The organism is Micromonospora cremea (assembly GCF_900143515.1).
Taxonomy (GTDB): domain Bacteria; phylum Actinomycetota; class Actinomycetes; order Mycobacteriales; family Micromonosporaceae; genus Micromonospora; species Micromonospora cremea.
The window spans coordinates 2,627,973-2,653,138 of record NZ_FSQT01000002.1 but is presented as its reverse complement, the minus strand read 5'-3'; the positions used below and the strand labels follow the sequence as shown (position 1 = coordinate 2,653,138).

24 protein-coding genes are annotated in these 25,166 nt (G+C 71.5%); 8 read left to right on the top strand and 16 right to left on the bottom strand.

Going from position 1 to position 25,166, the window contains the following annotated elements:
* Positions 1-47: 47 nt before the first annotated feature.
* The 3 genes from BUS84_RS25820 (at position 48) to BUS84_RS25810 (ending at position 1,837) form a co-directional block, all read left to right on the top strand.
* Positions 48-389, top strand: a complete 342-nt coding sequence (locus tag BUS84_RS25820) for a YkvA family protein (RefSeq protein ID WP_074316305.1) — start codon at positions 48-50, stop codon at positions 387-389.
* Between the two features lie 31 nt (positions 390-420).
* Entirely contained in the window at positions 421-828 is a 408-nt protein-coding gene (locus BUS84_RS25815) for a pyridoxamine 5'-phosphate oxidase family protein (RefSeq protein WP_074316304.1), read from the top strand.
* 346 nt (positions 829-1,174) lie between these two features.
* Positions 1,175-1,837, top strand: a complete 663-nt coding sequence (locus BUS84_RS25810) for a C39 family peptidase (RefSeq protein WP_074316303.1) — start codon at positions 1,175-1,177, stop codon at positions 1,835-1,837.
* A gap of 9 nt (positions 1,838-1,846) precedes the next feature.
* On the opposite strand, the gene BUS84_RS25805 is transcribed toward BUS84_RS25810, so the two are convergent.
* A complete protein-coding gene (locus tag BUS84_RS25805) occupies positions 1,847-3,172 on the bottom strand; it encodes an FUSC family protein (protein WP_074316301.1) in 1,326 nt (441 codons plus the stop codon).
* Between the two features lie 164 nt (positions 3,173-3,336).
* Between BUS84_RS25805 and BUS84_RS25800 the strand changes: the two genes are divergently transcribed.
* A complete protein-coding gene (locus BUS84_RS25800; protein ID WP_074316299.1) occupies positions 3,337-3,942 on the top strand; it encodes a hemerythrin domain-containing protein in 606 nt (201 codons plus the stop codon).
* A 137-nt stretch (positions 3,943-4,079) separates the two neighbouring features.
* On the opposite strand, the gene BUS84_RS25795 is transcribed toward BUS84_RS25800, so the two are convergent.
* The gene (locus tag BUS84_RS25795; protein WP_256482448.1) at positions 4,080-4,250 is read right to left on the bottom strand and encodes an antitoxin; all 171 of its coding nucleotides are present in this window, start codon (positions 4,248-4,250) and stop codon (positions 4,080-4,082) included.
* 519 nt (positions 4,251-4,769) lie between these two features.
* Here BUS84_RS25795 and BUS84_RS25790 point away from each other — a divergent pair.
* Complete coding sequence (locus BUS84_RS25790) at positions 4,770-5,594, top strand: AI-2E family transporter (protein ID WP_244298728.1); 825 nt, start codon at positions 4,770-4,772, stop codon at positions 5,592-5,594.
* Here the strand turns inward: BUS84_RS25790 and BUS84_RS25785 are convergent.
* Positions 5,589-6,266: a dienelactone hydrolase family protein gene (locus tag BUS84_RS25785; RefSeq protein ID WP_074316292.1), complete on the bottom strand. Its 678-nt coding sequence runs from the start codon at positions 6,264-6,266 to the stop codon at positions 5,589-5,591. The two genes, BUS84_RS25790 and BUS84_RS25785, sit on opposite strands and share 6 nt — an antisense overlap.
* 191 nt (positions 6,267-6,457) lie before the next feature.
* On the opposite strand from BUS84_RS25785, the gene BUS84_RS25780 reads away from it, so the two are divergent.
* Positions 6,458-6,637: a hypothetical protein gene (locus BUS84_RS25780; protein ID WP_074319115.1), complete on the top strand. Its 180-nt coding sequence runs from the start codon at positions 6,458-6,460 to the stop codon at positions 6,635-6,637.
* Positions 6,638-6,746: 109 nt separating this feature from the next.
* Here BUS84_RS25780 and BUS84_RS25775 read toward each other — a convergent pair whose 3' ends face one another.
* The 3 genes from BUS84_RS25775 to BUS84_RS25765 all read right to left on the bottom strand — a co-directional run bounded on the left by BUS84_RS25775 (position 6,747) and on the right by BUS84_RS25765 (position 10,445).
* Positions 6,747-9,119, bottom strand: coding sequence for a glycoside hydrolase family 65 protein (locus tag BUS84_RS25775; RefSeq protein WP_074316290.1), 2,373 nt, complete (start codon positions 9,117-9,119; stop codon positions 6,747-6,749).
* Positions 9,116-9,919: an HAD family hydrolase gene (locus BUS84_RS25770; protein ID WP_074316288.1), complete on the bottom strand. Its 804-nt coding sequence runs from the start codon at positions 9,917-9,919 to the stop codon at positions 9,116-9,118. Before BUS84_RS25770 ends, BUS84_RS25775 begins: the two co-directional genes overlap by 4 nt.
* Before the next feature lie 61 nt (positions 9,920-9,980).
* A complete protein-coding gene (locus BUS84_RS25765; protein WP_074316285.1) occupies positions 9,981-10,445 on the bottom strand; it encodes a DUF4442 domain-containing protein in 465 nt (154 codons plus the stop codon).
* A 308-nt stretch (positions 10,446-10,753) separates the two neighbouring features.
* On the opposite strand from BUS84_RS25765, the gene BUS84_RS25760 reads away from it, so the two are divergent.
* Positions 10,754-11,923, top strand: a complete 1,170-nt coding sequence (locus tag BUS84_RS25760) for an acyltransferase family protein (protein WP_074316283.1) — start codon at positions 10,754-10,756, stop codon at positions 11,921-11,923.
* Positions 11,924-11,938: 15 nt separating this feature from the next.
* Here BUS84_RS25760 and BUS84_RS25755 read toward each other — a convergent pair whose 3' ends face one another.
* The 7 genes from BUS84_RS25755 to BUS84_RS25725 form a co-directional block, all read right to left on the bottom strand.
* A complete protein-coding gene (locus BUS84_RS25755; protein WP_074316281.1) occupies positions 11,939-12,946 on the bottom strand; it encodes a hypothetical protein in 1,008 nt (335 codons plus the stop codon).
* A gap of 94 nt (positions 12,947-13,040) precedes the next feature.
* A complete protein-coding gene (locus tag BUS84_RS25750) occupies positions 13,041-14,393 on the bottom strand; it encodes an ABC transporter ATP-binding protein (protein ID WP_074316279.1) in 1,353 nt (450 codons plus the stop codon).
* Positions 14,394-14,466: 73 nt separating this feature from the next.
* On the bottom strand, positions 14,467-16,677 hold the full coding sequence (locus BUS84_RS25745; RefSeq protein ID WP_074316277.1) for a bifunctional glycosyltransferase/CDP-glycerol:glycerophosphate glycerophosphotransferase: 2,211 nt from the start codon (positions 16,675-16,677) through the stop codon (positions 14,467-14,469).
* Positions 16,678-16,692: 15 nt separating this feature from the next.
* Positions 16,693-18,756 (bottom strand): DUF5941 domain-containing protein, encoded by a 2,064-nt coding sequence (locus BUS84_RS25740; protein ID WP_208869732.1) that lies wholly within the window; start codon positions 18,754-18,756, stop codon positions 16,693-16,695.
* Complete coding sequence (locus tag BUS84_RS25735) at positions 18,753-19,499, bottom strand: ABC transporter ATP-binding protein (protein ID WP_074316275.1); 747 nt, start codon at positions 19,497-19,499, stop codon at positions 18,753-18,755. Before BUS84_RS25735 ends, BUS84_RS25740 begins: the two co-directional genes overlap by 4 nt.
* Entirely contained in the window at positions 19,500-20,327 is an 828-nt protein-coding gene (locus BUS84_RS25730) for an ABC transporter permease (RefSeq protein WP_074316273.1), read from the bottom strand.
* A gap of 70 nt (positions 20,328-20,397) precedes the next feature.
* Positions 20,398-21,768: an L-serine ammonia-lyase gene (locus BUS84_RS25725; protein WP_074316271.1), complete on the bottom strand. Its 1,371-nt coding sequence runs from the start codon at positions 21,766-21,768 to the stop codon at positions 20,398-20,400.
* A 522-nt stretch (positions 21,769-22,290) separates the two neighbouring features.
* On the opposite strand from BUS84_RS25725, the gene BUS84_RS25720 reads away from it, so the two are divergent.
* A complete protein-coding gene (locus BUS84_RS25720) occupies positions 22,291-22,500 on the top strand; it encodes a PspC domain-containing protein (RefSeq protein ID WP_074316270.1) in 210 nt (69 codons plus the stop codon).
* A gap of 233 nt (positions 22,501-22,733) precedes the next feature.
* On the opposite strand, the gene BUS84_RS25715 is transcribed toward BUS84_RS25720, so the two are convergent.
* From BUS84_RS25715 to BUS84_RS25705, 3 genes are all read right to left on the bottom strand, one after another.
* Positions 22,734-23,522, bottom strand: coding sequence for a DUF4230 domain-containing protein (locus BUS84_RS25715; RefSeq protein WP_074316268.1), 789 nt, complete (start codon positions 23,520-23,522; stop codon positions 22,734-22,736).
* 99 nt (positions 23,523-23,621) lie between these two features.
* A complete protein-coding gene (locus BUS84_RS25710; protein ID WP_074319113.1) occupies positions 23,622-24,785 on the bottom strand; it encodes an acyl-CoA dehydrogenase family protein in 1,164 nt (387 codons plus the stop codon).
* A 44-nt stretch (positions 24,786-24,829) separates the two neighbouring features.
* On the bottom strand, positions 24,830-25,135 hold the full coding sequence (locus tag BUS84_RS25705) for a type II toxin-antitoxin system VapB family antitoxin (RefSeq protein ID WP_007454850.1): 306 nt from the start codon (positions 25,133-25,135) through the stop codon (positions 24,830-24,832).
* Between the last annotated feature and the right edge of the window lie 31 nt (positions 25,136-25,166).

Sequence of the window (25,166 nt, the reverse complement as noted above, 5' to 3'; positions counted from 1 at the left end):
GCCCCCGTCACCGGGCCGTGCGGGCTTCGGTGGGTTAGCGTGACGGAATGTCCCGACAGGCGTGGGTCCTCGTGGTGATCGCCGGCATTCTGGCGATCGCCACACTGGTCGGCGCGGTGGTGCTGGCGGTGCGGGTGGTGCGGACCCGGCGGCTGCTGACCGGGCTCGGCGCAGGCGGCAAGGTCGCCTTCTACGGGGCGCTGATCTACACGATCTTCCCGGTCGACCTGCTCCCGGACCCGATCTACCTGGACGACATGGGCGTTCTGGCGGGCGCGTTGATCTACCTGACCCGGCTGGTGCACCAGCGCCGGGCGGCCGGCCGCCGGCTGCCCGGGCAGCCGGACGCGCCGCCGGACTCGGACCGGGTGCACCGCTCCGTGCCATGATCGTGTCCGGATCGGGAGACGGGGGACGGTCATGGCGGGCGATCACCGGTTGGACGTACGCGACGAGCGCGTCGCCGCGTTCTGCGCGGAACGGCACCTCGCGACGCTGACCACCGTGCGCGCCGACGGCACCCCGCACGTGGTGCCGGTCGGTGTGACCCTCGACCCGGCGGCCGGGCTGGCTCGCGTGATCACCTCCGGCACCTCCCGCAAGGCCCGGCACGTGGCTGCCGCAGGCGCGGCGGGCGTCCCGGTGGCCGTCTGCCACGTGGACGGCCGGCGCTGGCTGACCATCGAGGGCCGGGCGGTGCTCCGCTCGGACCGGGCCGCGGTCGCGGAGGCCGAGCGCCGTTATGCCGAGCGGTATCGGACCCCGCGCCCCAATCCGGACCGCGTGGTCATCGAGATCACTGTGACCGGCCTGCTGGGCAGCCTCTGAACCGCCGCCGCGCGTGACCGGCCCGTCATTCCTCTTCGATCACCCAAGCCACCTGATGACCGCTTCATGCGCCCGATGACCGTTTGGGGCCTCGCGTCACCGCAGGTGGCGGTTGCGTCGTGAGCGGCGGCACAACGTCCCCGGAATCCGACCCGGCCGGCAACCGTTGCACCTGTGCGCGACGGCCGTGCCGGGCAGCCAGCGGCGGAATGCCCGCCGGAGCAGGGCCGTTACATCCCCGGTACGCCCCGGCCGAAACGGCCGCGGGTCGTCGGCCCTGCTGAGCCGAGCGCCATTCCCGGTGCTGCGCCCTTGGAGGCGCCAACCCCCGAACGGAGACTCGACCATGAATCCGATCATCCAGAAGAGCGGCCTGTCCGTCGTCGGCATGCTGGTCGCCGGCGGTTGTGCCCTCGGCCCCGCCGTGTCCGCGCAGGCCGCCCCGGTGCAGACCGCACCAACCTCGGCGAGCCAGAGCGACCGGGGCGGTCAGCCGGACCGTTCCGCCGAGCGGGTCCTCGGCATCGACTACCAGGCCCAGCCGAACTTCTTCTACTGCGGGCCGGCCGCCACCCGCATCGCGCTCTCCGCCCAGGGCAAGGCGCTCTCTCAGGACGAGGTGGCCAAGCTGCTCGGCACCACCGAGGCGGGCACCCCCTCGGCCCTGGACACCACCCGGGTGCTCAACGAGCTGACCGGTGGCAAGTACCGGACCACGGAGATCCGTGACTCGGCTGCCCGCCCCGACCAGGTCGAGCAGCTGCGCCGGGACGTGCTGGCCGCGGTGGACGCCGGCCGGCCGGTGGTGGCCAACATCAAGGGCACGACCGTGGACACCGACGGCAACCCGCACTCGTACGAGGGCGGCCACTACGTGACCCTCGTTGGCTACCGCGATGGTGGGGACATGATCCGGATCGCCGACCCGGCCGACCCGGCGCTGGGCGAGTACTGGATGAGCCTGCCGAAGGTCGCCAACTGGATCGCCGAGCGGGGTTACTCCTCCTGACCCGACCGTTCACCGGGCCGGTCTCCCCATGTCGGGGAGGCCGGCCCGCTCTTTGTCACGGTTGCGGGCGGCGAGGTGCGACCGCCGTCGGGCCCGCGCGGCCCGCGCCGGACGGGCCCGGTACAGGCGTCGCCGCGGAGGCGGGTGGATCGCCGCCTCACCGACGCCGGCCGCTTTGCGCACCATCCGGTTCGCGTCTTCCGGTTCAGAGCCGGTGGCCCGGAGCAGGTCGCTGCACATGGTACGCAGGTCGGTGATGAGCGCGGCGGCGAACGAGCGCACCCCGGTCGCGGTGGCTCGACCGGCCAGTTCGGCGCACTGCTCGACCAACTCACGGGTGCGCTCGGGGTCTGTGCCGACCCGGCACTCGGAGCGCATCGCCGTCACGGCCTGACCCAACCGGGCCACCGCCTCCGGCAAATCCTGCGGGATCGGCTCGTCGTACTGAAGGGCCGTCGCCGACCAGCGGGCCAGCGCCCGGCTGTCCAGCGTCAACCGCTCCAGGTACTCCGCGCTGCGGGCGTACTGGCGGAACTGCTGACGCCGGTGCCAACGGGCCGGTGCGATCGTCACCACCTCCTCCGCCCCGCTGAGCGACTCATGCAACCGACCCAGGTCGCCTTCCGTACCGCGCAGCCGCTCCAGGATCCGCACCGCCCGGTCGGCGTCGCGCTCCCGCAGCGCCTGCGCCAGCTCGGCGAGCTGTCCTCCGAGGGCTGTGACGATCGGCGCCACGGCCCGGTCGAGCACGCGCAACGGATTGATCGGCAACAGCAGCGCAACCACTACCAGGCCGACCACTCCGCCGACCAGCGCGTCGAAGATCCGGGGCAGCTCCAGGCCGCGATTCATCGGGGCCAGCGTGGCGATCAGCACGGCCGTACCGCCGGCCTGACCGACCAGAGCACCGCCTCGCCCGGCAACCAGCAACGCGCTGGCGATGGCCAGGGCAACCACCGCGCCGGTCTGCCACGGACCAGAGCCGAGCAGGAAGCGCAGTGTGTCGCCGATCGTGATACCGATTCCCACCCCGCCCAGCAGCTCGAAGGTGCGGCGGGCCCGCTGCCCGATGGCGGTGGCGATCGTTCCGACGGCGGCGGCGGGGGCGAAGACGTGCGCTCCGGGGCCAAGCAGGTGTTGGGCGATCAGGGCAGCGAGCGCCGCAGCCAACCCGGCCTGGATGGCGATCACCAGGGTGATCTCCCACTGCCGGGCTCGGATCCGGCCGGCCTGCCCGCTGCGGTGCCGCACCCGCTCGACGGCCTGGCCGCTCCGCTCAGCAGCCTCGTCGAGCCGCGTCTGGTCACTCCCGGCTGGTGGGCGGTCATCGGCCATGGCGGCGGTTACCCGGACGCCAGGCGGACAATCGTTCCCATCTGCCTCGCCGGCACCAGCAGATCGCCGCTGCCTGAATCCATCGGCCGGTGTGGGTTTGTCGAACGGTTGCGGGGTACAGGCCGCACACACCCACCGATCCGCAACCGGTAAGGGGCCGTGAGATGACCAACCCGCAGACCACCGAGGACCAGGACGTCGTCGACATCCTGGTCGCCGACCACCGTGAGGTGGAGACACTCTTCGTCGAGCTCGAGACCCGGCAGGGCACCCCCGAGTACCGTCGCCAGCTCGTCGACGTGGTGATCGCCGAACTCGTCCGCCACTCGGTGGCCGAGGAGGCGTACGTCTATCCGACCGCGCGCAAGGTGCTACCCGACGGCGACGAGATCGCCGAACACGAGATCTCCGAACACGCCGACGCCGAGCGGACGATGAAGGAGCTGGAGTCCGTCGACCCGTCCGACCCCCGCTTCGACGAGCTGCTCGCCCACCTGACCAGCACCATCCGACACCACGTACAGGACGAGGAGAGCGAGCTCTTCCCCCGACTGTGCGCGGCGACCGCCCGGGAGGAGCTGATCGAGCTGGGCGACAAGGTCACGGCGGTCAAGGAGATCGCACCGACCCGACCGCACCCGAGCGCGCCGGACCACCCGCCGGCGAACAAACTGCTCGCCCCCGGCACCGGCCTGGTGGACCGGGTGCGCGACTCGCTCAGCGGCCGGCCGACCTCGATGAGCGAGCTGCGCGAAAAGCACCAACACTGACCCGCCGCCGGGCGCCCGCCTCTCGACCATGTCGGCCAGGGGCGGGTGCCCCTCCGGGGCCGACGCCGACGGCGACGGTCCGGGCACGACGAGCCGGGCCGCCGCGTGCACGGCGACCCGGGAGACGGTCCGGTGCGTCAGCGGACCTGGTCGCCCTCGCCGGTACGCGCCTGAGCCTGGTCCACGCCCTTGTCGATCTGGTCGTCGTACTTCCCGCCGGTGCGCTTGTCGGCCATGTCGCCGGCCTTGTCCAGCCCCTGGTCGACCTGCTTGTCGTGCTTGTCCGCGAAATCCTTGGCCTTGTCCATGAAGTCACCCACGGCGTTCCTCCTCCACTCAGGTCACTCCCGTCAGCGTTCCCTGGGCGGGGCAAAGCAAACCGGTTGGTCCGGGCCGCACGGGCTGGTCAGGAGCGTCCTGGGGCACCCGCCACGCGGGCCGCTCGCGCACGGTTGGGGCGATACGGGTGTCGGCGCGCGCCGGTCCGGGTACCGACCTCGCGAGATCGAGGAGGACCAACATGGTGGCAAACGAGCCCGGAGCGGGCACCGGGGCGACAACGGGCGGCCCCGGGCCGCGCCAGGCGTGGGCGGCACTGCCCTGGCTCGTCCGGACCGCGGTGCTGTGGAGCGCCTGCCTGGTGGTGGTCGTCGCCGGGCTCTACCTGCTGGGCCGGATCGCCGTGCTGCTGGCGCCGTTGGCCATCGCGCTGGCCGCCACCATCTTCCTCACCGCGCTGCTCGACCCGGTGCTGCTCCGGCTGCGCCGGTTGCGGCTGCCGCGGGGCTGGCCGCGCTGCTCACCGTACTGCTGCTGCTCGGCATCCGGTGGGGGTCGGCGCGCTGGTGTGGAACCTGACCGCGAGCCAGTTCGACCAACTCAGCCAGGAGCTGACCCAGGGGCTGGACCGCAGCCGGGACTTCGTCACGTCCACCCTGCCCGTCACCGACGCCCAGCTGGACCGACTGGTCGACCAGGCCCGACAGGGGCTGAGCGGGAGTTCCCCGGACCCGGTGGCCGGCGCCCGGACCGTGACCGAGGTGCTGGGCTCCGCGCTGCTCGCCCTGGTGCTGCTCTTCTTTCTGCTCAAGGACGGCCGCTCGATGTGGCACTGGGTGCTGTCCCGGATGACCGGCCCGAACCGGCCGCTCGTGGCCGAGGCCGGCCGGGCCGGCTGGCGGACGTTGGGCGCGTACAGCCGTGGCACCATGCTGATCGCCGCGATCGACGCGATCGGCATCGGTCTGGCGCTGGTGGTGTTGCGGGTGCCGCTGGCCCTGCCGCTGGCGCTGATCACCTTCCTCGGCGGCTTCGTGCCGATCATCGGCGCGACGGTGGCCGGCGCGGTGGCGGTGCTGGTGGCGCTGGCCGCCAACGGCCCCACCACGGCGCTGCTCACCCTCGCCGCGGTGATCGCCGTGCAGCAGATCGAGGGCAACCTGCTGGAGCCGCTGGTCATGAAGCGGCAGGTCCGGCTGCACCCGGCCGTGATCCTGGTGGCGGTCACCGCCGGCACCCTGATCGCGGGCATCGCCGGCGCCTTCGTCAGTGTCCCGATCACCGCCGTCCTCTGGCGCATCATCGACACGGTCCAACGCCACCACTCTGCCCCCACTCCTACGGGGGTGGCGGATGCCCTGTCCACGTCATGATCGGTGCGACGGCGCGGTCGTGCGGCTGAGGTGAGTGGTGAACCAGGTGCCGGCGTGGTCGGCGACCTGGTCGAGGGTGCCGCGCTCCTCGAAGAGGTGGGTGGCACCGGGCACCACTCGCAGTTCGCCGACCTCCCCCAGCTCGGCCAGCGCCTGCTCGTTGAGCGCGATCACTTCCTCGTCCAAGCCACCGACCAGCAGCAACGTCGGGGTACGCACCTGGGCCAGAGCGGCGCCGGCCAGGTCGGGTCGACCGCCCCGGGACACCACCGCGCCGACCCGGTCCGCGCGGGACGCCGCCGCGACCAGGGCGGCGGCGGCACCCGTGCTCGCCCCGAAGAGACCGATCGGCACGTCACCGGCGGGTCGCTCGACCGCCAGCCAGTCGACGATCCCGGCCAGCCGGGTGGCCAGCAGCCCGATGTCGAACCGCAGTTCGGCGGTGCGCGCGTCCACCTCGTCCTCGGTCGGGGTGAGCAGGTCCACCAGTACCGTGCCGAGGCCTCGACCATTCAGGGTCCGGGCCACCGCCACGTTCCGCGGGCTGTGCCGCGAGCTGCCGCTGCCATGCGCGAAGAGCACCACGCCGATCGGCTGAGCGGGCAGCATCAGGTCTGCGGGGAGTTGGACGTCCCCCACCGGGATGGTCACCGTGCTGCGCTGCTCGTCCATGCCCCACCTCCCTGTACTCGCCTGTGCTGCGGGTACCCAACCCGTCGCGCCGCACGCCCCGCCGCCATGCCCGGTCTGCGAACGCGGGGCCGACTGCGGGTGAGGTTTGCCGGGTGGACCGTCGGGTAGGCGAGGGGCGACCGCAGACCGTGTCGGCGCAAACCGCGCCCCGACGGATCGCGAGGATCGTCATGGCCCAGCAGCAGACGTCGCGGCAGCAGCAGATGGACGAGCGGAACCGGCGGGAACAGGACGCCGAGCGAAGCCGGGACTGGGGGGACGAGGCCGCGCAGGCGCGAACTCCCGAGGATCCCCGGGCGATGGCGCCCAGGGACGCGTTGGGACGCCCTTCCACCGGCGAGCCCGTCTGACGCACCGGCCGGGTCCACCGATCCGAACGGCCCGGCATGACCGGGCGCTCGACGGTCGGCGACCCACCGAGATTCGACGGCTGGGGCGGGAGCGGTCCCGCCCCAGCCGTCACTGTTCGTGCTCGGGCAACCGCAGCAGCGGCGATCTGCCCGGCGGCTGCTCCGGCTGCGGCCCGGCCGGATCCGCCGGCGGCACCGGCACGGTCACCGGCTCGTCGCAGGTGACCCGCAGCAACTGGTCGTGGTGGCGCAGCTCGACCACGTCATCCGGGCCGCCGTGGCGCAGCGAGTACGTCGTCTGGTGCGGCCGGACGTCCACCCGCAACGCCAGCCCGCGCCACTGGAGCGAGAACTCCAGCCGGCTGAGTCGGCTGGAGAGCCGGGGCGCGAACGACAGACGACCATCGTGGTCCCGCAACCCGCCGAGCCCACCGACCAGGGCGAGCCACGCGCCGGCCAGCGACGCCATGTGCACGCCGTCCCGAGTGTTCTCGTTGAGGTCGTGCAGGTCCATCAGCGCGGCCTCGCGCAGGTAGATGTGCGCCAGCTCGGGATGGCCCACCTCGGCGGCGAGCACCGCCTGGGTGCAGGCCGACAGTGACGAGTCGCGCACGGTGCGGCGCTCGTAGTAGTGGAAGTTGCGCACCTTCTGCTCCGGGGTGAACGCGTCCCCCCGCCAGTGCATGGCCAGGACCAGGTCGGCCTGCTTGACCACCTGCTTGCGGTACAGGTCGAAGTACGGGTAGTGCAGCAGCAGCGGGTACTTCTCCGCGGGCGTGTACGCGAAGTCCCACTCCTGGAGCCGGGTGAACCCCTCGACCTGCTGGTGGACCTGGAGCTCGTCGTCGTACGGGACGTGCATCGAGTTGGCGGCGTCCCGCCAGCTCGCCGCCTCCTCGTCGGTGACCCCGAAGTGGAACGCCTCATCCCGGTAGCGCATCACCACGTCGGCGGCGGCGAGCAGGTTCCGCTGCGCCATCAGGTTGGTGTAGATGTTGTCGTTCTTGATCGCGGTGTACTCGTCGGGGCCGGTCACTCCGTCGAGGTGGAAACGGCCGTGCCGGTCGTGGTGACCGATCGAGCGCCACAGCCGGGCGGTCTCCACCAGCAGCTCCAGCCCGATCTCCCGTTCCAGATCGGTGTCCCCGGTGACCAGCACGTAGCGGCGCAGCGCGTCGGCGACGTCGGCGGCGATGTGGAAGGCCGCGGTGCCGGCGGGCCAGTACCCGGAGGACTCCGGGCCCTCGATGGTCCGCCAGGGAAAAGCGGCGCCCTTGAAGCTGAGCGTCTCGGCCCGTTCCCGGGCAAGATCCAGGGTGCTGTGTCGCCAGTAGAGCGCGTTGCGCACGGCGCTCGGCTGGGTGTAGGTGAGCACCGGCAGGACGAACATCTCGGTGTCCCAGAACGCGTGCCCGTCGTAGCCGGGGCCGGTCAGCCCCTTCGCCGAGATCGGCCGACGCTCGGCCCGGGCGCCGGCCTGGAGCACGTGGAAGAGGCCGAAACGGACGGCCTGCTGCACCTCCGGATCCCCCTCGACCCGCACGTCGGCCGCGTCCCAGAACTCGTCGAGGTAGGTGCGCTGCTCGCGGCAGAGCCCGTCCCAGCCGTCCAGGCGGGCCCCGGCCAGCGCCGCGCCGACCTGGTCGCGCAGCGCGGGGAGCGAGCGCCGGCTCGACCAGCCGTACGTCAGGTACTTGACCATTCGCAGTCTCTCGCCGGGCTTGAGCACACAGGCGATCGTGGTGCGAACCCAGTCCTGGTACCCCTCGGACTCGATGGTGGTGCGGTCCGGGCCGTGCACCTCGTGCTCCATCGCGGCGGCCACCCGCAGGCCGGAGACCTTGGTGCGGTGGATCAGCTGCCCGCCGTCCGGGGTGGTCAGCTCCTCCTCGGCCTGCAACGGCGACTCCAGCACCGCCGCGACCCTGGGGTCCTTGCTCTGCGGGGGGAGCGTCTCGTTGGCGACCAGCTCGGACTGCACGATCAGCCGGAGCGGGCCGTCGACGGCCTCCACCTCGTAGCTGATGGCGGCGACCGACCGCTGGGTGAACGACACCAGCCGGGTGCTGCGGACCTTGACCTCCCGGCCGGCCGGTGAGCGCCAGTGCAGCTCACGGTGCAGGGTGCCGGCACGCATGTCGAGGATCCGCTCGTGGGAGAGCAGCTCGCCGTAGCGCACGTCGAGCGGTTCGTCGTCGACCAGCAGCCGGATCAGCTTGCCGTTCGTGACGTTGACGATGGTCTGCCCGGACTCGGGGAAGCCGTAGCCGGCCTCCGCGTACGGCAGCGGACGCAGCTCGTAGAACGAGTTGAGGTACGTGCCGGGCAGGCCGTGCGGCTCGCCCTCGTCGAGGTTGCCGCGCAGCCCGACGTGCCCGTTAGAGAGCGCGAAGACGGATTCCGACTGGGCCAGCACGTCCATGTCCAGCCGGATCTCCCGGACATGCCAGGGCTCGACCGGATAGGCCCGTTCCCGGATCACGCCAGACCCCGCTCTCCGGTCGGCTTGCGGGCGACGGGCGGGGGCGGTGGATCGGTGTCACCCGCGTCGAGCAGGTCGGCGAGGTCGGTGACCACGACGTCGGCACCGTGCGTACGCAGCTCCTCGGCCTGCCCGACCCGGTCGACGCCCACCACGTAACCGAAGCCGCCGGCCCGGCCGGCGGCCACCCCGGAGAGCGCGTCCTCGAAGACGGCGGCCTGCGCCGGGTCGACGCCGAGCAGCCTCGCCCCGGCGAGGAAGGTGTCGGGATGCGGCTTGCCGCGCAAGCCCTGAGCCCGGGCCACCAGCCCGTCGACGCGCGCCTCCAGCAGCGGGTCCAGCCCGGCGGCGGCGACCACCTCGCGCCCGTTGGCGCTCGCGGTCACCACGGCTCGGCGCAGCCCGGCGGCGGTCGCCGCCTCCAGGTAGCGCACCGAGCCCGGGTAGACCTCGACGCCGGAGCTGCGCAGGCGCTGCAGCAGCAGGACGTTCTTGCGGTTGCCGACCCCGTTGACCGTGTCCGCGTCCGGCGGGTCGTCCGGGCTGCCCTCGGGCAGCACGATCCCGCGGGAGGCCAGGAACGACCGGACGCCGTCGGCGCGGGGCCGGCCGTCGACGTAGCGGTTGTAGTCCGGGCCGGGGTCGAACGGCTGGAACCGTTCGCCGGTGGCTGTGGCGCGCTGCCGCAGGAACTCGTCGAACGTCTCCGTCCAGGCAGCGTTGTGCACCCGGGCGGTCTGCGTCAGCACACCGTCCAGGTCGAAGAGACAGGCGGTCACGCGAGCAGGTAGGCCCAGCACGCTACGAATCTAACCATCTGTCCGGGTCGGCAAACCCCGTTTCCGCCGCCATCGTCGGGGCTCAGTTCGGCCGCAGCGTCCAGACCACCGTCATCGCCGAGGTGGGCGTGCCGTCCTCGGTGGTGATCTCCACCTCGACCGGGAACTCGGGCCGCCTGCCGGACTCCAGCTCGTCGATCACCTCCAGAGCCGGCCGACCGAGCCGCGCCGTGGCCAGCACCGGGCCCCGTGCCAGCTTGCGGTAGGCGATCTCGGCGCGGACGGCGAGCGGCACTGCCCGGTCCAGCAGTTGCCCGAAGGCGGCCAGCACCACCGCGCCGGAAGCCGTCTCACCCAGGGTGAACATGGCTCCGGCGTGTGGGCCGCCAACGTGGTTGTGGGTGGCCGGCGAGTCGGGGAGCCGGACGACCGCCCGCACCCCGCCTTCCGCCTCGGGTGCCACCTCGACAAATTCGAAGCCGAGCGTACGGGCGAACGGCACCGCTTCGAGCATGCCGGACGCCACCTGGCGAGAGTCGATGGTCATGCCCTGATGCTACTCGCGGGTAACTTATCGGGGCAAGGCCGGAATGATGCTGGCCGGACCAGGTTCCAGCGCTACTTGTTGTTCATTCCTCGAACGTCCGCCGGCCGCCGGCCAATCATCCTTTTCTGCTGAACTTCCCGGCTCAGGCAGAAATTGTCGGATCAGCAAGTCGGGCCACGTGAACAGTCGGCGAACAATCCGGATATTCGCACCGGGATAAATGGTAGGTGCGCTTGGCCAATGCGCCTCCCGGAGGGCGGCCGCGACAGCGCGGAGTGCTATAACCTGGCGCGGACCTGGAGGAATGAATGACGTCGACGCCCGCGGCCACCACAAAGAAACTACACATCCCCGCCTTGACCGGATTGCGCTGGTTCGCTGCTCTCGCTGTTTTTCTTTCTCACTCGGCGCAGCACGAGTCGCTGCCGGATCCGGTCCGCCGGATCATGGGAGCGGGCAGCAACGGCGTCACTTTCTTCTTTCTGCTGTCGGGGTTCGTCATCGCGTTGAACTATTTCGACGCCGCCGCACGGCCGACCCCCCGCAGCACCTGGAACTACCTGGTCGGTCGGCTGGCCCGGGTTTACCCGCTCTATCTGCTGGTCCTCGTCGTCGTCTGGCTGGCCGTGGACCACCACTCCAACGTGAGTCGATTCCTCATCCAGGTCCTCGCCCTGCAGTCCTGGCATCCGTCGCTCGTCGTCACGTACGGCATCAACGCACCCGGCTGGTCGATCGGCGTCGAGTTCTTTCTCTACGCCTGCTTCCCGCTCCTGGCGCTGGCGCTGCGCCCGATCGCCAACAACGCCAAGGCTCTCCTCGCCGTGGCGGTGGCGGCGATAGTCGCGGCCTTCGTCCTCGCGGCGTTGTTCCAGCACTTCCGCAACGGTCTGCCCGCCACGAACCCGTTCAGTGCGCACCGGTGGCTCTACCGGACGCCCGCCACCCGCCTGGGGGACTTCACGCTCGGCATGGTGGCGGCACTGCTTCTCCGCCAGGCCAAGCGGTCATGGCCCGCGTCCGCCGCCCGGAGTCGTGTGCTGTCGCCGTTGCTCACCTGGCTTCCCCTCGCGGCGACCCTGCTGCTGATGGCGTGGCCGGGCCGCACCCACTACTACGCCAGTTACGACGCGATGTGGATGCTCCCCGGGGTGCTGCTCTTCTTCGGCCTGAGCCAGTATCCGCAGTCCGCGCTCGGCCGCTTTCTCAGCACCCGACTCGTCGTCCTTCTCGGCGAGGTCTCCTTCGCCTTCTATCTGGTGCACCGCCCGCTGATGCAGGTGGTCGGGGCAGAGGCGTGGGTGGACGACAGCTTCATGGCCTACTTCACCAAGATGACTCTGCTCGTCGTCTTCGTCACCGCCGTCGCGGCCGCGTGCCACTTCCTCTGGGAGCGGCCGGCCCAGCGGTTCGTCAACCGCTGGCTGAGGATCAGGACACCGGCCGCGCCCAGCAGAAGGCCCACCACGTCCGCGTGATCGACAAGGGCATCGTCAGAGGTTGGCGATGGTCCGCAGGATCTCGGCGTAGAAGTTGCCGTCGATGCTGCGGAAGAAGGCGAAGTCCTGACCCGGGTCACCGAAGAAGGGACGCAGCGTCCAGGCCAACTGGGTGCCGACGAAGCCGAAGAGCAGGATCCAGATGTAGAGCAGGGTCATGCTGGCCGGCCGCTGCGTCGGCTCGCGCCGTACCGGCGGGTTGGCCCACGGGCGGTGCGGCTGTGGGTAGCCGGGCGGCAGCATGCCGGGCGGGAACGCGGCACCGGCCGGCTGCCCGCTCCACTGGGCGGGGACCTGGGCGGGGACCTGCGCAGGCGACCCGGCGTCGGGGGCGGTGCCGTTCGGGACCGTACCGACCGACCCGGCCGCCGCGGCTCCGGCCGGCACGGCGACCGGCTCGGCGACCTGGCCAGCCGGCGGCACGGCGGCCGGCACCGCACCGGCGGGCACGGCGGCCGGCACGGCCTGCGCCGGGGCCTGAGCCTGGGCCGCCTCCGGGGCGAGCAGGCCGTGATCGTTGAGCACCTGCATCCCGCCGGTCAGGAAGCGCAGCCCGACCAGCGCCGACAGGGTCAGGATCGCCACGTTGAGCAGCTTGAAGAAGCCGTAGTCGGGCGCGGTGATCAGGAAGAAGAGGCTGATCGGCGCGAACGCAACGGCGAGCATCGAGGTGACCGTGATCGCCACCATCACCAGCGCCAGCGACTGGCGCACCGAGAGACGGGCGCCGAAGACCAGATTGAACAGATAGAGCGTGGGCAGGCAGATGGCGAGCGTGACCAGGAACAGCAGCGGCAGCTTCAGCGCGGAGGTCAACGCCATCAGCGGGCTGTGAAAGGCACCCAGCACCGCCCCGTAGCAGGCGAGTGCGATGGCGGAGCTGGCCAGCATCCGCCCGGTCAACGCGTTCAGGTCACGGTCGGCAACGATCTGCTGCCAGATGCCCTGCCGATCGCGGAGGATGCGCTCGATGACGAGCGGGCTGGGACGGTCACCCGACACGGGTGCACCCCTCTCGGTGGTCTCTCACAGTGGACTGGGTGCGCAGACGGTAGGACACCGGGACGCGCCCCCGCTACCCCGCTCCGGCGTGGTGTCAGCGCCACCCCACGTCGATCCGGCCCCCGCGCTCGTCGAAGAAATGCAGCGCGTCCATCCGGACCGCCACGGCGAGCGGGTGACCTGCGGCGACCGCCGGGTACGGCGCCAACCGCACCGCCAGCTCCGCCGGGCGGCGGTGGTGCCGACCCGGATCGGGGAGCACGCTCGTCCGGGTGCCGCCGGCAGCGTCGTCCGCCGCCTCCACGGCCTTGCCGGTGAGTCGCTGCATCACCGAGCTGAACCGGCGCAGGCCACGCTGGCCCTCCGGCGGATTGTCCAGCCGCGCGCCCATCTCGTCGACCACGATCGCGGTCGCCCCGATGTCGAGGAACGCCAGCGACTCGTGTCCATGGTGCTCCAGGTAGCGGATCCGGCCGCGCAGCACGTCACCGGGGCTGTCCGGGGAGACCGGGGTGAGCGCCTCGGCCCGCATGCCGACCACGATCCGCTCGCCGTGATAGTGCGCGACGGCCCGGCTGCGGATGTCGTCCCAGGGCAGGTAGAGCGACTGCTCGCCGAGGTTGAGCGTGACGTACCGGTCCAGATGCACGTAGACCGACGCCTCGAGCAGGTTCATCCGTGGGCTTCCCAGGAAGGCGGCCACGTAGAGCGTCGCCGGCCGGCCGTACACCTGGGTGGGAGTGCCCACGTCCTGGAGCACGCCACGGCGCATGATCGCCACCCGGTCGGCCATGGTGAGGGCCTCCGCCTGGTCGTGGGTGACGTAGACGGTGGTGACGCCCAGCTCCCGGGTGAGGCCCGAGATCTCCGCACGCAGTTCCGCGCGCAGCCCGCAGTCCAGGTTGGACAGTGGCTCGTCCATCAGGAACAGCCCGGGTCGGCGGATGATGGCCCGCCCCATCGCGACGCGCTGCCGTTGCCCGCCGGAGAGCTGCCCCGGCTTGCGGGCGAGCACGTCGCCGATGCCCAGGGCGCTGGCCACGTCGGTGACCCGCTCACCCCGCGGGGTCGGCTCCACCCCGGCCAGGCGCAGCGGGAAGGCGATGTTGTCACCCACCGTCATGTGCGGATAGAGAGCGAAGTCCTGGAAGACCATGGCGATCTTCCGATCCCGCGGCGGCAGGTCGTTCGCGAGCTCCCCGTCGAGCAGCACCGCGCCCTGCGTCGGGTCCTCCAACCCTGCGATCATCCGCAGCACGGTGGACTTGCCGCAGCCGGACGGGCCGAGCAGCACCATGAACTCGCCGTCGTTCACGTCCAGGTTGATGCTGTCGACGGCCAGCGTGCCGTCCTTGAAGACCTTGGTGACATCCTTGAGCGCGACGGTGGTCACCGTCTCCTCCCCCAGCTCGTCGACCGAACCCCAGAAGACTGTGACCAGGATCATTGGATCGGCACATCGGGTGAACGTCTCATGTTCGATCGATGACGCTGCCATTGAGCGACACAAGCCGGCGCGATCAGCAGCGCGGAGCCCTCTCGTCCGGCTCACCCAGGAACACCCGGCGTACCACCCGCTCCGCCGCGCGCCCGTCGTCCAGTGCGCAGAACCGGCCCCGGAAGTGCGCGCGGGCCTTGGTCGCCGCGTCCGAGCGCACCGCGTCGGTGCGGAACAGGTCGAGCAGGTCGGCGAACGTGGTGGCCACCGCGCCCGGCGGCTCCGCCGTGACGTCGAAGTAGACGCCCCGGGCCAGCCGATACGCCTCCCAGTCTGGGGCGTAGAGCACGATCGGCCGGTCCAGCACCGCATAGTCGAACATCGCCGAGGAGTAGTCGCTGACCAGCACGTCGGCCACCAGGTAGAGGTCCTCGACCCGCTGGTGGCCGCTGACGTCGCGGACCCGGTCCCGGTCCACAGCACGGCGGGGGCTGCGATCCCGATCGTGGAAGTAGTGGCTGCGCATCAGGAGTCGGCCGGAGTCACCCAACGCCTCGACGAACCGGTCCGGGTCGAACGGTGGCCGGTAGCCCGGCAGGTGCTCGCGGTGCGTCGGGGCGTACAGCACCACCTGCTCGTCGGGGCCGAAGCCGAACTCGGCGCGCAGCCGGCGCACCTCGTCGGAGCTTGCCTTGGCCAGTCGGTCGTTGCGCGGGTAGCCCACCTCCAGAGCGGTGTACGAGGCCGGGTACGCACGGTCCCACATCTGGGTGGAGAAGCTGTTCGCGCTGACGCTGTAGTCCCAGCGGTCCACCCGGCGCAGCAGCCCCGCGAAGTCCATCGCGCCGGCACCGATCGGATAGCGCTGCTGGTCCAGCCCCATCACCTTGACGGGCGTGCCGTGGTGGGTCTGCACGTGCACCTGCTCCGGCCGCTTGCGAACGAAGTCCGGGAAGTTGACGTTGTTGACCAGCCACCGGGCCCGGGCCAGCGCCCGGTAGTAGGCCGGGGTGCCGGCGACCACGTACTCCGCCCCGGCGGGCACGGTGTCCACCCGGTCCCGGCGCACGATCCACACCCCACGCACCCCGGGAGCCAGCCGGCGGGCCACCTCGTAGATCGCCGCCGGGTTGCAGGCGTACCCCCGGTACCAGTAGGCCGCGTACACCGCGAGCGTCGGATCCACCGGCCGGCGCAACTCCGCCCGGTAGTACTCGCGTAGCAGTCCGTCGCGGGTCAGTCGGGCGCCGCGCCGGGCGGCCGGCCCGACCCGGCGGCGGGCGGTACGAGCCTGCCGGCGAGCGGTGTCGCGGGCCCGGCTCGCTGCCCGCAACGCGCTGAACGTCCGCCAGCGGCCGGTGGCGACCAGCCGGTGCTTGATCCCTTCGACTCCGCTCGGCGCCGGGTACCCGCCGTCCGGCAGCCAGCGCGCGTAGTCGGCGGTGATCTGTGCGAAGAAGGCGGGCCGCAGCTCCGGGGCGATCCGCTGGCCGTTGCCGAGCACGGTCAGGTAGTGCCAGATCATCCGCTCGAAGACCGTCGGCCGCAGGGCGTCCACCGCCGGCCCCCAGGTGTCCATGAGGTGGAAGACCCGGCGCCACTGCGGGAACACCTCGAAGTGCCGGTCACCCCGGGTCCGGGTGATCGCGCCGGCCCGGCGCTGCCGGTAGTTGACGCAGACCCGGTCCAGTACGCCGATCCGCTGCGCCGCCATCAGCACGGGGTAGCTGAACGAGACATCCTCGTACCAGCCGGGCTCGAAGCGAAGACCCAGGTCGACGAGGAACTCCCGGCGTACCAGCCGGTTCCACGCGGTGTGCAGCAGCCGCATCGCCTCCGGCCGGTCCCGCAACCGGAAGGTGGCCGCGCCGGGCGACTCCGGAAACACCTCCGCCATCGCGCTGCGCGTGGCGGTGTCGTTCCAGTGCGTCCGGACGTGGTCGACCAGCAGCACATCCGGCCGGGTGGCGCGCAACCGCTCGGCGACCTCCGGCAGGCACTCCGGCGCCAGCCAGTCGTCGCCGTCGAGGAACCAGACGTACTCGCCGACGGCCCGGTCCAGCCCGACGTTGCGGGCCGGACCGAGGCCGACGTTCTCCGGCAGGCGTACCGACCGGACCCGTTGGTCGCGGGCCGCGTACTCGTCGATGATCTCGCCGCTGGAGTCCGGCGAGCAGTCGTCGACCGCGATCACCTCGAGGTCGGTCTCCGGCTGGTCGAGGATCGAGTCCAGGCATTCACGCAGGTATCCCTGCACCCGGAAGGCCGGCACCACGAAACTGATCAGGGCCATCCGGCCGTCCCTCCGTCAGCGCGGCGCGCCACCTCCCACCGGCGCGGCCGACGCCCGCGCGCTACGAGCCGGACGCACGAACCAGGCCAGGACGACGCTTGCCACGAAAACCACGAGAAGGTACGTACCGAGTGTAGCCATGCCGATACTCACGATTCCGGCAATCGCCGCGAGGGCCAGCAGCACCGAACGTCCCTCCCAGCCCAGCGTGGCCGGGTGCAACGGAGGTGCCGCCTGCCGCTTCTCCAGCCGGGCGGTCAGGTCGTAGTGGTGCACCGTGAGCACGAAGACGTAGCCGAAGATCAGCCACCCCGGCGCGCCGCCGACCACCCCGACCGCGATCGCGAACAGGTACTCGGCGGCCCGCAGCGCGGCGGGCACCAGCCAGTCCAGCGGACCGTTGTGCGCGGCCCCGGCGCCCAGGCCACCGACCAGCAGCACCAGCAACGCCACCGGCACCGCCCAGCGCAGCCCGTCGGGCGCGTCGCCCAGCAGCGCCGCGACCAGCAGCGCCGCCGAGCCGAGCGCGGCGATCACCGCCAGGGTGAGCGGCCCCATCTGGCGAACCACCGGCAGCCGGCGGGCCAGCGGGCCGTCGTCGCGGTGCAGCGTGGCATCGACCGTGTCCAGCACCGGCACCCACATCCAGCGGGCCCGCAGCGTACGCAGCGCCCCGGTGTACGCGAACGCCAGCACGCCCCACACCAGCACCGCGATCAGACTGACCAACGGGTTGAACAGCGCCACGGTCAGCGCGATCAGCGCCCACCGCTCGCCGATCGGAAAGACCACGGTCCGCTTCAGCCAGTACGACAGCGAGCCGGTGTCCGCCTGCACCCGGGTCGACGCGGCGTTCAACCGGTCTCCGATGCCGCCGCTGGCACCCGTCGCCGTTCGGGGCCGGCGGGCCGCCTCGTCGTGCAGCACCCCGTACCAGGTGTCGGTCATGTGCCGGACGGTCTGCAACGTCATCGCGGCGATCGCCAGCGCCCAGCCGTTGCCCAGCCCGGCGTGACTCACCCCGAAACCCAGCCCCGCGTAGACCAGGTACTCCTTGGCCCGGTCGGCCATCGTGTCCAGCCAACCACCCCAGGCACTGAAGTGCCGGGTGTAGCGGGCCAACTGGCCGTCCACGCAGTCCAGCACGAAACCGAGGTAGAGCAGCACCGCGCCGCTGACCAGCGCGGGCCGCCCGCCGACCCCGAACAGCACCGCGGCGGCCAGCGCGAAGAGCACCGAGATCACCGTCACCCCGGTCGGGGTGAGCCGGAGCCGGGCCGCCGCCCGCACGACGTACGGCGACCAGGTGCTGACGAAGTAGGTGGAGAAGAAGTCGTCCTTCTCCTTCACCGCCAGCCGCAGCTCGGCCCGGTCCTCGTCGACCGCGGTCACCGCCGCCTCGGCGGCGGCCAGCCCGGCCGCGTCGTCGACCCGGTGCGCGACGAGCAGACGTACCCGCTGAGCGAAGATCAGGGTGCCGAGCGCGGCGAGACCCGCGACGAGCCGGTCCACGGCGGACCCGGGGCCGCCGGCCGGGACCGGCGCGAGACGCCCGGCCGGCCCGGCGCCCTCGGTGGGCCCGAACGGGGCGACATCCCCGGCCGGGCCGAGGGGGGTGGCGACCGGCAGCATGCCGACCGCGGCGGCCCGGGCGGCGGCGGCCAACGTCGGCAGGTCACTCACGCCGACCCGCAGCGCACCGCCGAACACGCCGGTGGCGTCGCCGTCCAGGGCCTCCACCGCGCCGGCGTCGACCACCTGGCCGCGTTCCTCGCGCACCGCGGTCCGCCCCGGCACCGGCGGGTCACCGAGCACCAGCGCCACCGTCGGCCCCACCGGGCTGGTGGCCAGGTGTCGCAGCACGGCGGTGTGCGCGACCAGATCGGTGCCGGTGATCAGCAACGGGCCGGTGGCGGTGTCAGCCAGCGCGGCCAGCTCGTCCAACCCGGCGGCGAAGCGCACCTCGTCCGCCCCGGCCCGACGCAGCTGTGCGGCGAGCCGGTCGGCCAGCGGCTCGCCGGTCGCGGTGGTCAGGCCCGCCGCGCGCGTCCCGGCGGCGAGCACGATCGCGAGCGTCACCGCGGGACCGCGGCGTGGTACGCGTCGAGCGCCTCGGCGATGGTGCCGTCGAGCATCAACCGGCCCGCGTCGAGGTACAACCCCCGACGGCAGAACCGGGTCAGGTCCTTTTCGTTGTGTGACACCAGCACCAGCGTGCGCCCCTCCCCGAGCAGACGATCAATCGTCGCGTAACACTTCTTGCGGAACTCCGCGTCCCCGACCGCGGTCACCTCGTCCATCAGCAGAATCGGGTGCGGCAGATGCGAGATGATCGCGAAGCCGAGCCGCACCTTCATCCCCGACGAGTAGTGCCGCACCGACGTGTCGATGGCCCGTTCCACCTGCTCACCGGCGAACTCGACGATCTCGTCGAAGTGCCGCTTCAGATAGCCCGTCGACAGCCCGTGCAGTCCACCGACCAGGTGCAGGTTCTCCCGCCCGGTCAGGTCGTTGGAGAAACCGGCCGAGAGCTCCAACAGTGGAGCCACCGCGCCGTGCACCCGGATGCTGCCCTCATCCGGAATGAGCACTCCGGCGATCAACCGCAGCAGGGTGCTCTTACCGGTGCCGTTGCGGCCGATCACCCCGACCGTCTCGCCCGGCTCGACGGTGAACGACACGTCGCGCAGCGGCCAGAACTGGCCGGGCAGGGCACCCCGCCCACCCCTGTGGATGAACAACTCCCGCAGCCGCAGTTGCCGGCGGCGGTTGCGAACGAACCGGATGCCCAGGCCGTCGGCCTCGATGATCGGCGCCGCCATTCAGAGTTCCTTGAGCACGGCGGGTTCCAACCGGCGGAACGACCACCAGCCCGCGGCCAGCACCAGCAGGCTGCCGACGACCGTGGTCGCGAGCAGCCGGGCGCCCGGGAACTCGTCCGGATACCAGATCGCGTGGTGCAGCTGGAAGATCCCGACCAGCGGGTTCAGCTCGTACGCCATCTTCAGCCAGCCCGGCAGGCCGGATTCCTGGACCAGGCTGAGCGGGTAGATGATCGGAGTGGCGTAGAAGAGCACCCGGATGATCAGCCGCATGAACCGCTCCACGTCGCGCATCAGCACGTTCCACGCGGACAGCAGCAGGGCCAGGCCGATCAGCAGGACCGCCTGGACGGCCACCGCGAGCGGCAGCGAGAGCAGCGACCAGCCGGGATGGATCCGGCCGTGCACCGCGTAGATCACCGCGATGGCGATCAGGATCGGCAGACCGGCCGCGTACTCGGCGAACCGGCCGGTGACCCGGCCGATCGGGAAGACCTGGCGCGGCACGTTCATCGTGGTGATCAGCCGGGACTGGCCGGTCAGCGCGTTGGTGGCCTCGCTCAGCGCCGAACTGGTCCACATCCAGGCGAAGATCCCCGTGATCAGGAACAGCGGATACGACCCGGCCGCCTCGCCGAGGTGCCGCCCGGTGTCCCGCGAGTAGAGCACGCCGAAGACGAACCAGTAGATGGCGCCCATGCCGAGCGGCTCGATCAACGACCAGAGGTAGCCCAGCACCGACTGTTGGTACTTGACCGCCAGGTCCCGCCTGACCAGGATGCGCAGCGAGTTGCGGTGCGACCACAGGGCCGCGACGCCAGAGGTCACCGCTGCCTCCCGCCTCCTGAAACGGACGACAGGTTAGCAGTCGGTGAACGAATGCCCCGAGTCGGCCAGATCAGCACTCGATCACGTTGACGGCCAGACCGCCCCGCGCCGTCTCCTTGTACTTGACCTTCATGTCGGCGCCCGTCTCCCGCATGGTCTTGATGACCTTGTCCAGCGACACCGCGTGCACACCGTCGCCGCGCAGCGCCAGCCGGGCGGCCGTGATCGCCTTGATGCTAGCCACCGCGTTCCGCTCGATGCACGGGATCTGCACCAGGCCACCCACCGGGTCGCAGGTCAACCCGAGGTTGTGCTCCATCCCGATCTCGGCGGCGTTCTCCACCTGCTGCGGGGTGCCGCCGAGCGCCTCGGCGAGGCCCGCCGCAGCCATCGAGCAGGCCGAGCCCACCTCACCCTGGCAGCCGACCTCCGCGCCGGAGATCGAGGCGTTCTCCTTGAACAGCACGCCGATCGCGCCGGCCGTCAGCAGGAACCGCACCACCCCGTCGTCGGAGGCGCCCGGCACGAACCGGGTGTAGTAATGCAGCACCGCCGGGATGATCCCCGCCGCGCCGTTGGTCGGCGCCGTGACCACCCGGCCGCCAGCGGCGTTCTCCTCGTTCACCGCCAGAGCGAACAGCGTCACCCAGTCCATCGCGCGCAGCGGATCAGTGGTCGCCGTGTCCGCCTCCAGGCTGCGCCGCAGCTCCGCCGCGCGCCGCCGGACCTTCAACCCACCCGGGAGTACGCCATCCCGCTCGCAGCCGCGCTCCACGCACTCGCGCATCACCCGCCAGATCTCCAGCAGGTCGGCCCGGATCTCCGCCTCGCTGCGCCAGGAGCGCTCGTTCGCCAGCATCACCTCGCTGATCGAGAGGCCGGCGGCGGTGGTCACCTCCAGCAGCTGCGCCCCGGTCAGGAAGGGGTACCGCACCCGTGTGCTGTCCGGCTTGATCCGGTCCGCGCCGGCCGCCGCCTCGTCCACCACGAAGCCGCCGCCAACGGAGTAGTAGGTGCGGCTGCGCACCTCGGCGCCGGTCCCGTCGTACGCCGCGAAGGTCATCCCGTTCGGGTGGTACGGCAGCGACCGCCGGCGGTGCAGCGTCAGGTCCCGGTCCGGGTCGAAGTCGATCTCGTGCGCGTCCAGAAGGCTGATTCGCCGCTCCACCCGGATCCGCTCGACCCGGGGGCCGACGGTGTCGGTGTCGACCGTCTCCGGCGCCTCGCCGGCCAGCCCGAGCAGCACCGCACGGTCGCTGCCGTGGCCGTGCCCGGTGGCGCCGAGCGAGCCGAACAGTTCGGCCTGCACCCGCGCGGTGTCGGTGAGCAGCCCGTCGGCCTTGAGCCCGGCGACGAAGGTGCGGGCGGCCCGCATCGGGCCCACCGTGTGCGAGCTGGACGGCCCGATGCCGACGCTGAAGAGGTCGAAAACACTGATCATGGCTGCGCTTCCTCGCCGTCGTCCCGTGGTGCGGGATCCGGCCCGGTCGTGGCCACCGGTCAGGTGGCCCCGCTCGTGGCCGCCCGGTCGGGTGGCCGCCGGTCACCCGGGGTGTGGGTGCCCAACCTGCGAGCCTACCCGCCCAGTTCACGGCCCACCCGGCCACCGCGTCGTGGACACCTGCCCGCCGCCGCAGCGCCACCTCCCCGCCGCGCCCCCGCCCGCGCCGCGTCGGCGCCCGCGCCGCCCGTCCGGCGGGCCGACCACCCGCCCGGAGATCACGCACGGTCCTGGATGTAGTGGCTTCCTCTCGACCGCAAGGCCACTACATCCAGGATCGAGCACGATCTCCCGCCTGCCAGCCTGCTCCCGCTCGGCGGAGGCGTCGGGGCGGGGCGACCGGGGTAATGCACCTACGGGTCCACGCGTTGCTGATCGTCCTCGGGACCGAGGACGAACTGGCCGCACCTTTCTACCGTGGATTGCAGACGCGGCGTACCGCCGCAGAGTGGGAGTACGACGATGAGTCGCAAACTGGTTCGGCCCCGCCAGGGGCGCATGATCGCCGGTGTCTGCGCCGGCCTCGGTCAGCGGTTCGGCATGTCCGCCGGGATGGTCCGGCTGCTGTTCCTGCTGTCGCTGCTGCTGCCCGGCACCCAGGTGATCGTGTACCTGGTCCTCTGGTTCCTCATGCCGAACGAGGACCGCTACCTCGCCTCGACCGGATACTGACCAGCACCCCGCACCCCACCCCCGAACCCACCCTCGCCGAGGCCCCGCGCCGAGGCAGCAACTTCGGGGAACTTGCTGCCTCACGACCGCCTGAGGCACCAACATCGCTGAAGTTGCGCGGATCTTGCGCCGGGACGTGGCTCCGCGTGAGGCGCGGCCGGGGAGTCCAAGAAACGAGAGCGCCCGCCCTGACGATCGTCGGGGCGGGCGCTTCGGCGTACGGGGTGCGCCGGTCAGGGGGCGGTGTAGGTGACCGTGACGTGTTGGTAGCCGAGGGAGCGCAGCAGCCCCTCCAGCATCTTGCGGGTGTTCTCCTCGGCCCGGGCGGAAAGCCCGCTGTCCCGGGCGGCGGCGGTGATCCGTTCCTCGGCGAGCTGATAGACCTGCTGCTGCCGGTTGGGGTCGTTGCCGACCAGGTCACCGAGCCGGTTGAGCAGACCGCGCTGCTCGGCGAAGACATAGCTCTTTTCCAGGTCGAGGTTGGTCTCGCCGAGCTGCGGCGCGGGCAGCTTGATCTCGACCGAGGTGCCGTCGGCGGACTCGACGACAGCGCCCTCACCGATCTTGCCGAAGTCGACGTACGCCTCGACGCTGCCCGCCCCGACGAACAGGGTGCGCTCGTTGAGCAGGAAGTCCGGAACGTTGCGCCGGTCGTTCTGGGTGTCGACCACGACCTGGAAGTTGCCCTCGGCGGCCACGTAGCGGCTGAGGTCCTGGATCGACTTCAGCAGTGGCGGCTGGCTGCGGTCGGTCTGCTCCTTGGCGAACGGGTTGCGGAACTCCGGCAGGATGCCGGTCGCCTGCACGCCGAGCAGCACCACCACGGCCAGCGCGGCGGCCCCGAGCAGCACGAGCAGGCCGCGGACGGGCGCACCGGCGCCACCGGTCGTCGGGCCGCCGGAGCCGCCCGGTGTGTCCGAGGTCGGCTCGGGTGTGGAGGCCGACCGCTCCTTGAGGTCGTCGCCGGTCGGGTAACCGGGGAACTCCCTCGTGGGCTCGTTGATGCCAGCGTCGCGGGCCATCACGCTCACCGTCCTCGTCAGACACGTCGTCTGTCATTGACGGTACGGCCCCCGTACGACAGCCGCGCGTCGAGCGGCCGGAAAGCGTGAACGGGCAGGTCAGGCGAAGGCGGAGAGCCCGGTGAGCCGCTGTCCGACGACGAGCTGGTGGATCTCCGAGGTGCCCTCGTACGTCAGCACGCTCTCCAGGTTGTTGGCGTGCCGCATCACCGGGTACTCCCCGGAGACGCCGTTGGCGCCGAGGATGGTGCGGCACTGCCGGGCGATGGCCAGGGCCTCCCGCACGTTGTTCAGCTTGCCCACGCTGACCTGCTCGGGCCGCAGCCTGCCGGCGTCGGCGAGCCTGCCCAGGTGCAGCGCAAGCAGTTGCCCCTTGACCAGCTCGACGGCCATGTCCGCGAGCTTGGCCTGGGTGAGCTGGAAGCCGGCCAGCGGGCGACCGAACTGGGTGCGGGTGGTGGAGTACGCCAACGCGGTCTCCAGGCAGTCCCGGGCGGCGCCGACCGCGCCCCAGACGATGCCGTACCGGGCTTCGGTGAGGCAGCTCAGCGGTGCTTTGAGCCCGACCGCCTCGGGCAGTTGGGCGTTCGCCGGGAGCCGGACGTCGTCGAGCACGATCTCGCCGGTCACCGACGCGCGCAGCGACATCTTGCGGCGGATCTCGCGGGCCGTGACACCGGGCGTGTCCATGGGTACGGCGAAGCCTCGCACGCCGGCGTCGGTGCGCGCCCAGATCACCGCGACGTCGGCGATCGGCGCGTTGGTGATCCACATCTTGCCGCCGCTGAGCACCCAGTCGTCGCCGTCGCGGCGGGCCCGGGTGGCCATCGACGCGGGGTCGGAGCCGTGGTCCGGCTCGGTCAGGCCGAAGCAGCCGATCGCCTCGCCGGTCGCCATCGACGGCAGCCAGCGCTGCTTCTGCTCCTCGCTGCCGTAGCGCCAGATGGCGTACATGGCCAGGGAGCCCTGCACGGAGACCAGTGAGCGGACGCCGGAGTCGGCGGCCTCCAGCTCCTGGCAGGCCAGCCCGTACGCGACCGCGGAGGCGCCCGCGCAGCCGTACCCGGTCAGGTGCATGCCGAGCAGCCCGAGCTTGCCGAACTCCCGGGCCAGCTCACGGGCCGGTGCCCGACCCTCCTCGTACCAGTCGGCGACGTGTGGGCGCACCCGGTCGTCGACGAGCTGGCGTACGACGTCGCGGACCTGCCGCTCCTCCTCGGTGAGCGACGGGTCCAGGTCGAGCAGGTCCAGTGGAGCGGTCATGGACGCCACCTTAACGAAGGCTCAGGCCGGTGGGCGCGGACGCGTCATTCGATCGGCTCGGAGAGCACCAGCACCCGGGCGTGGATCTGGTTGCGCTGCTGCAGGGCGGCACGCAGGGCCCGGTGCAGGCCGTCCTCCAGGTAGAGCCCGCCATTCCACTGCACCACGTGCGGGAAGAGGTCGCCGTAGAAGGTGGAGTCCTCGGCGAGGAGCTTGTCGAGCGCCAGCTCACGCTTGGTGGTGATCAACTGGTCCAGGCGCAGGGGTCGCGGCGGGATCTCCGCCCACTGCTTGAGCGTCAGGTTGTGCTCCGGATAGGGACGCCCGTCCCGGACCGCTCTGAAGATCACGACGGCACGCTCCCCTCCCCGTGGCCGAGCC

Coding starts and splice junctions, on each gene's coding strand:
- BUS84_RS25735 (WP_074316275.1), bottom strand. CDS start 19,499: ATGGCGGCGCCGATCATCGAGGCCGACGGCCTGGGCATCCGGTTCGTT.
- BUS84_RS25795 (WP_256482448.1), bottom strand. CDS start 4,250: ATGGACAAGGCCAAGGATTTCGCGGACAAGCACGACAAGCAGGTCGAC.
- BUS84_RS25785 (WP_074316292.1), bottom strand. CDS start 6,266: ATGGACGAGCAGCGCAGCACGGTGACCATCCCGGTGGGGGACGTCCAA.
- BUS84_RS25710 (WP_074319113.1), bottom strand. CDS start 24,785: ATGACCGCTCCACTGGACCTGCTCGACCTGGACCCGTCGCTCACCGAG.
- BUS84_RS25820 (WP_074316305.1), top strand. CDS start 48: ATGTCCCGACAGGCGTGGGTCCTCGTGGTGATCGCCGGCATTCTGGCG.
- BUS84_RS25815 (WP_074316304.1), top strand. CDS start 421: ATGGCGGGCGATCACCGGTTGGACGTACGCGACGAGCGCGTCGCCGCG.
- BUS84_RS25810 (WP_074316303.1), top strand. CDS start 1,175: ATGAATCCGATCATCCAGAAGAGCGGCCTGTCCGTCGTCGGCATGCTG.
- BUS84_RS25745 (WP_074316277.1), bottom strand. CDS start 16,677: ATGGCCCTGATCAGTTTCGTGGTGCCGGCCTTCCGGGTGCAGGGATAC.
- BUS84_RS25760 (WP_074316283.1), top strand. CDS start 10,754: ATGACGTCGACGCCCGCGGCCACCACAAAGAAACTACACATCCCCGCC.
- BUS84_RS25780 (WP_074319115.1), top strand. CDS start 6,458: ATGGCCCAGCAGCAGACGTCGCGGCAGCAGCAGATGGACGAGCGGAAC.
- BUS84_RS25805 (WP_074316301.1), bottom strand. CDS start 3,172: ATGGCCGATGACCGCCCACCAGCCGGGAGTGACCAGACGCGGCTCGAC.
- BUS84_RS25765 (WP_074316285.1), bottom strand. CDS start 10,445: ATGACCATCGACTCTCGCCAGGTGGCGTCCGGCATGCTCGAAGCGGTG.
- BUS84_RS25800 (WP_074316299.1), top strand. CDS start 3,337: ATGACCAACCCGCAGACCACCGAGGACCAGGACGTCGTCGACATCCTG.
- BUS84_RS25725 (WP_074316271.1), bottom strand. CDS start 21,768: ATGATCAGTGTTTTCGACCTCTTCAGCGTCGGCATCGGGCCGTCCAGC.
- BUS84_RS25715 (WP_074316268.1), bottom strand. CDS start 23,522: ATGGCCCGCGACGCTGGCATCAACGAGCCCACGAGGGAGTTCCCCGGT.
- BUS84_RS25750 (WP_074316279.1), bottom strand. CDS start 14,393: ATGATCCTGGTCACAGTCTTCTGGGGTTCGGTCGACGAGCTGGGGGAG.
- BUS84_RS25720 (WP_074316270.1), top strand. CDS start 22,291: ATGAGTCGCAAACTGGTTCGGCCCCGCCAGGGGCGCATGATCGCCGGT.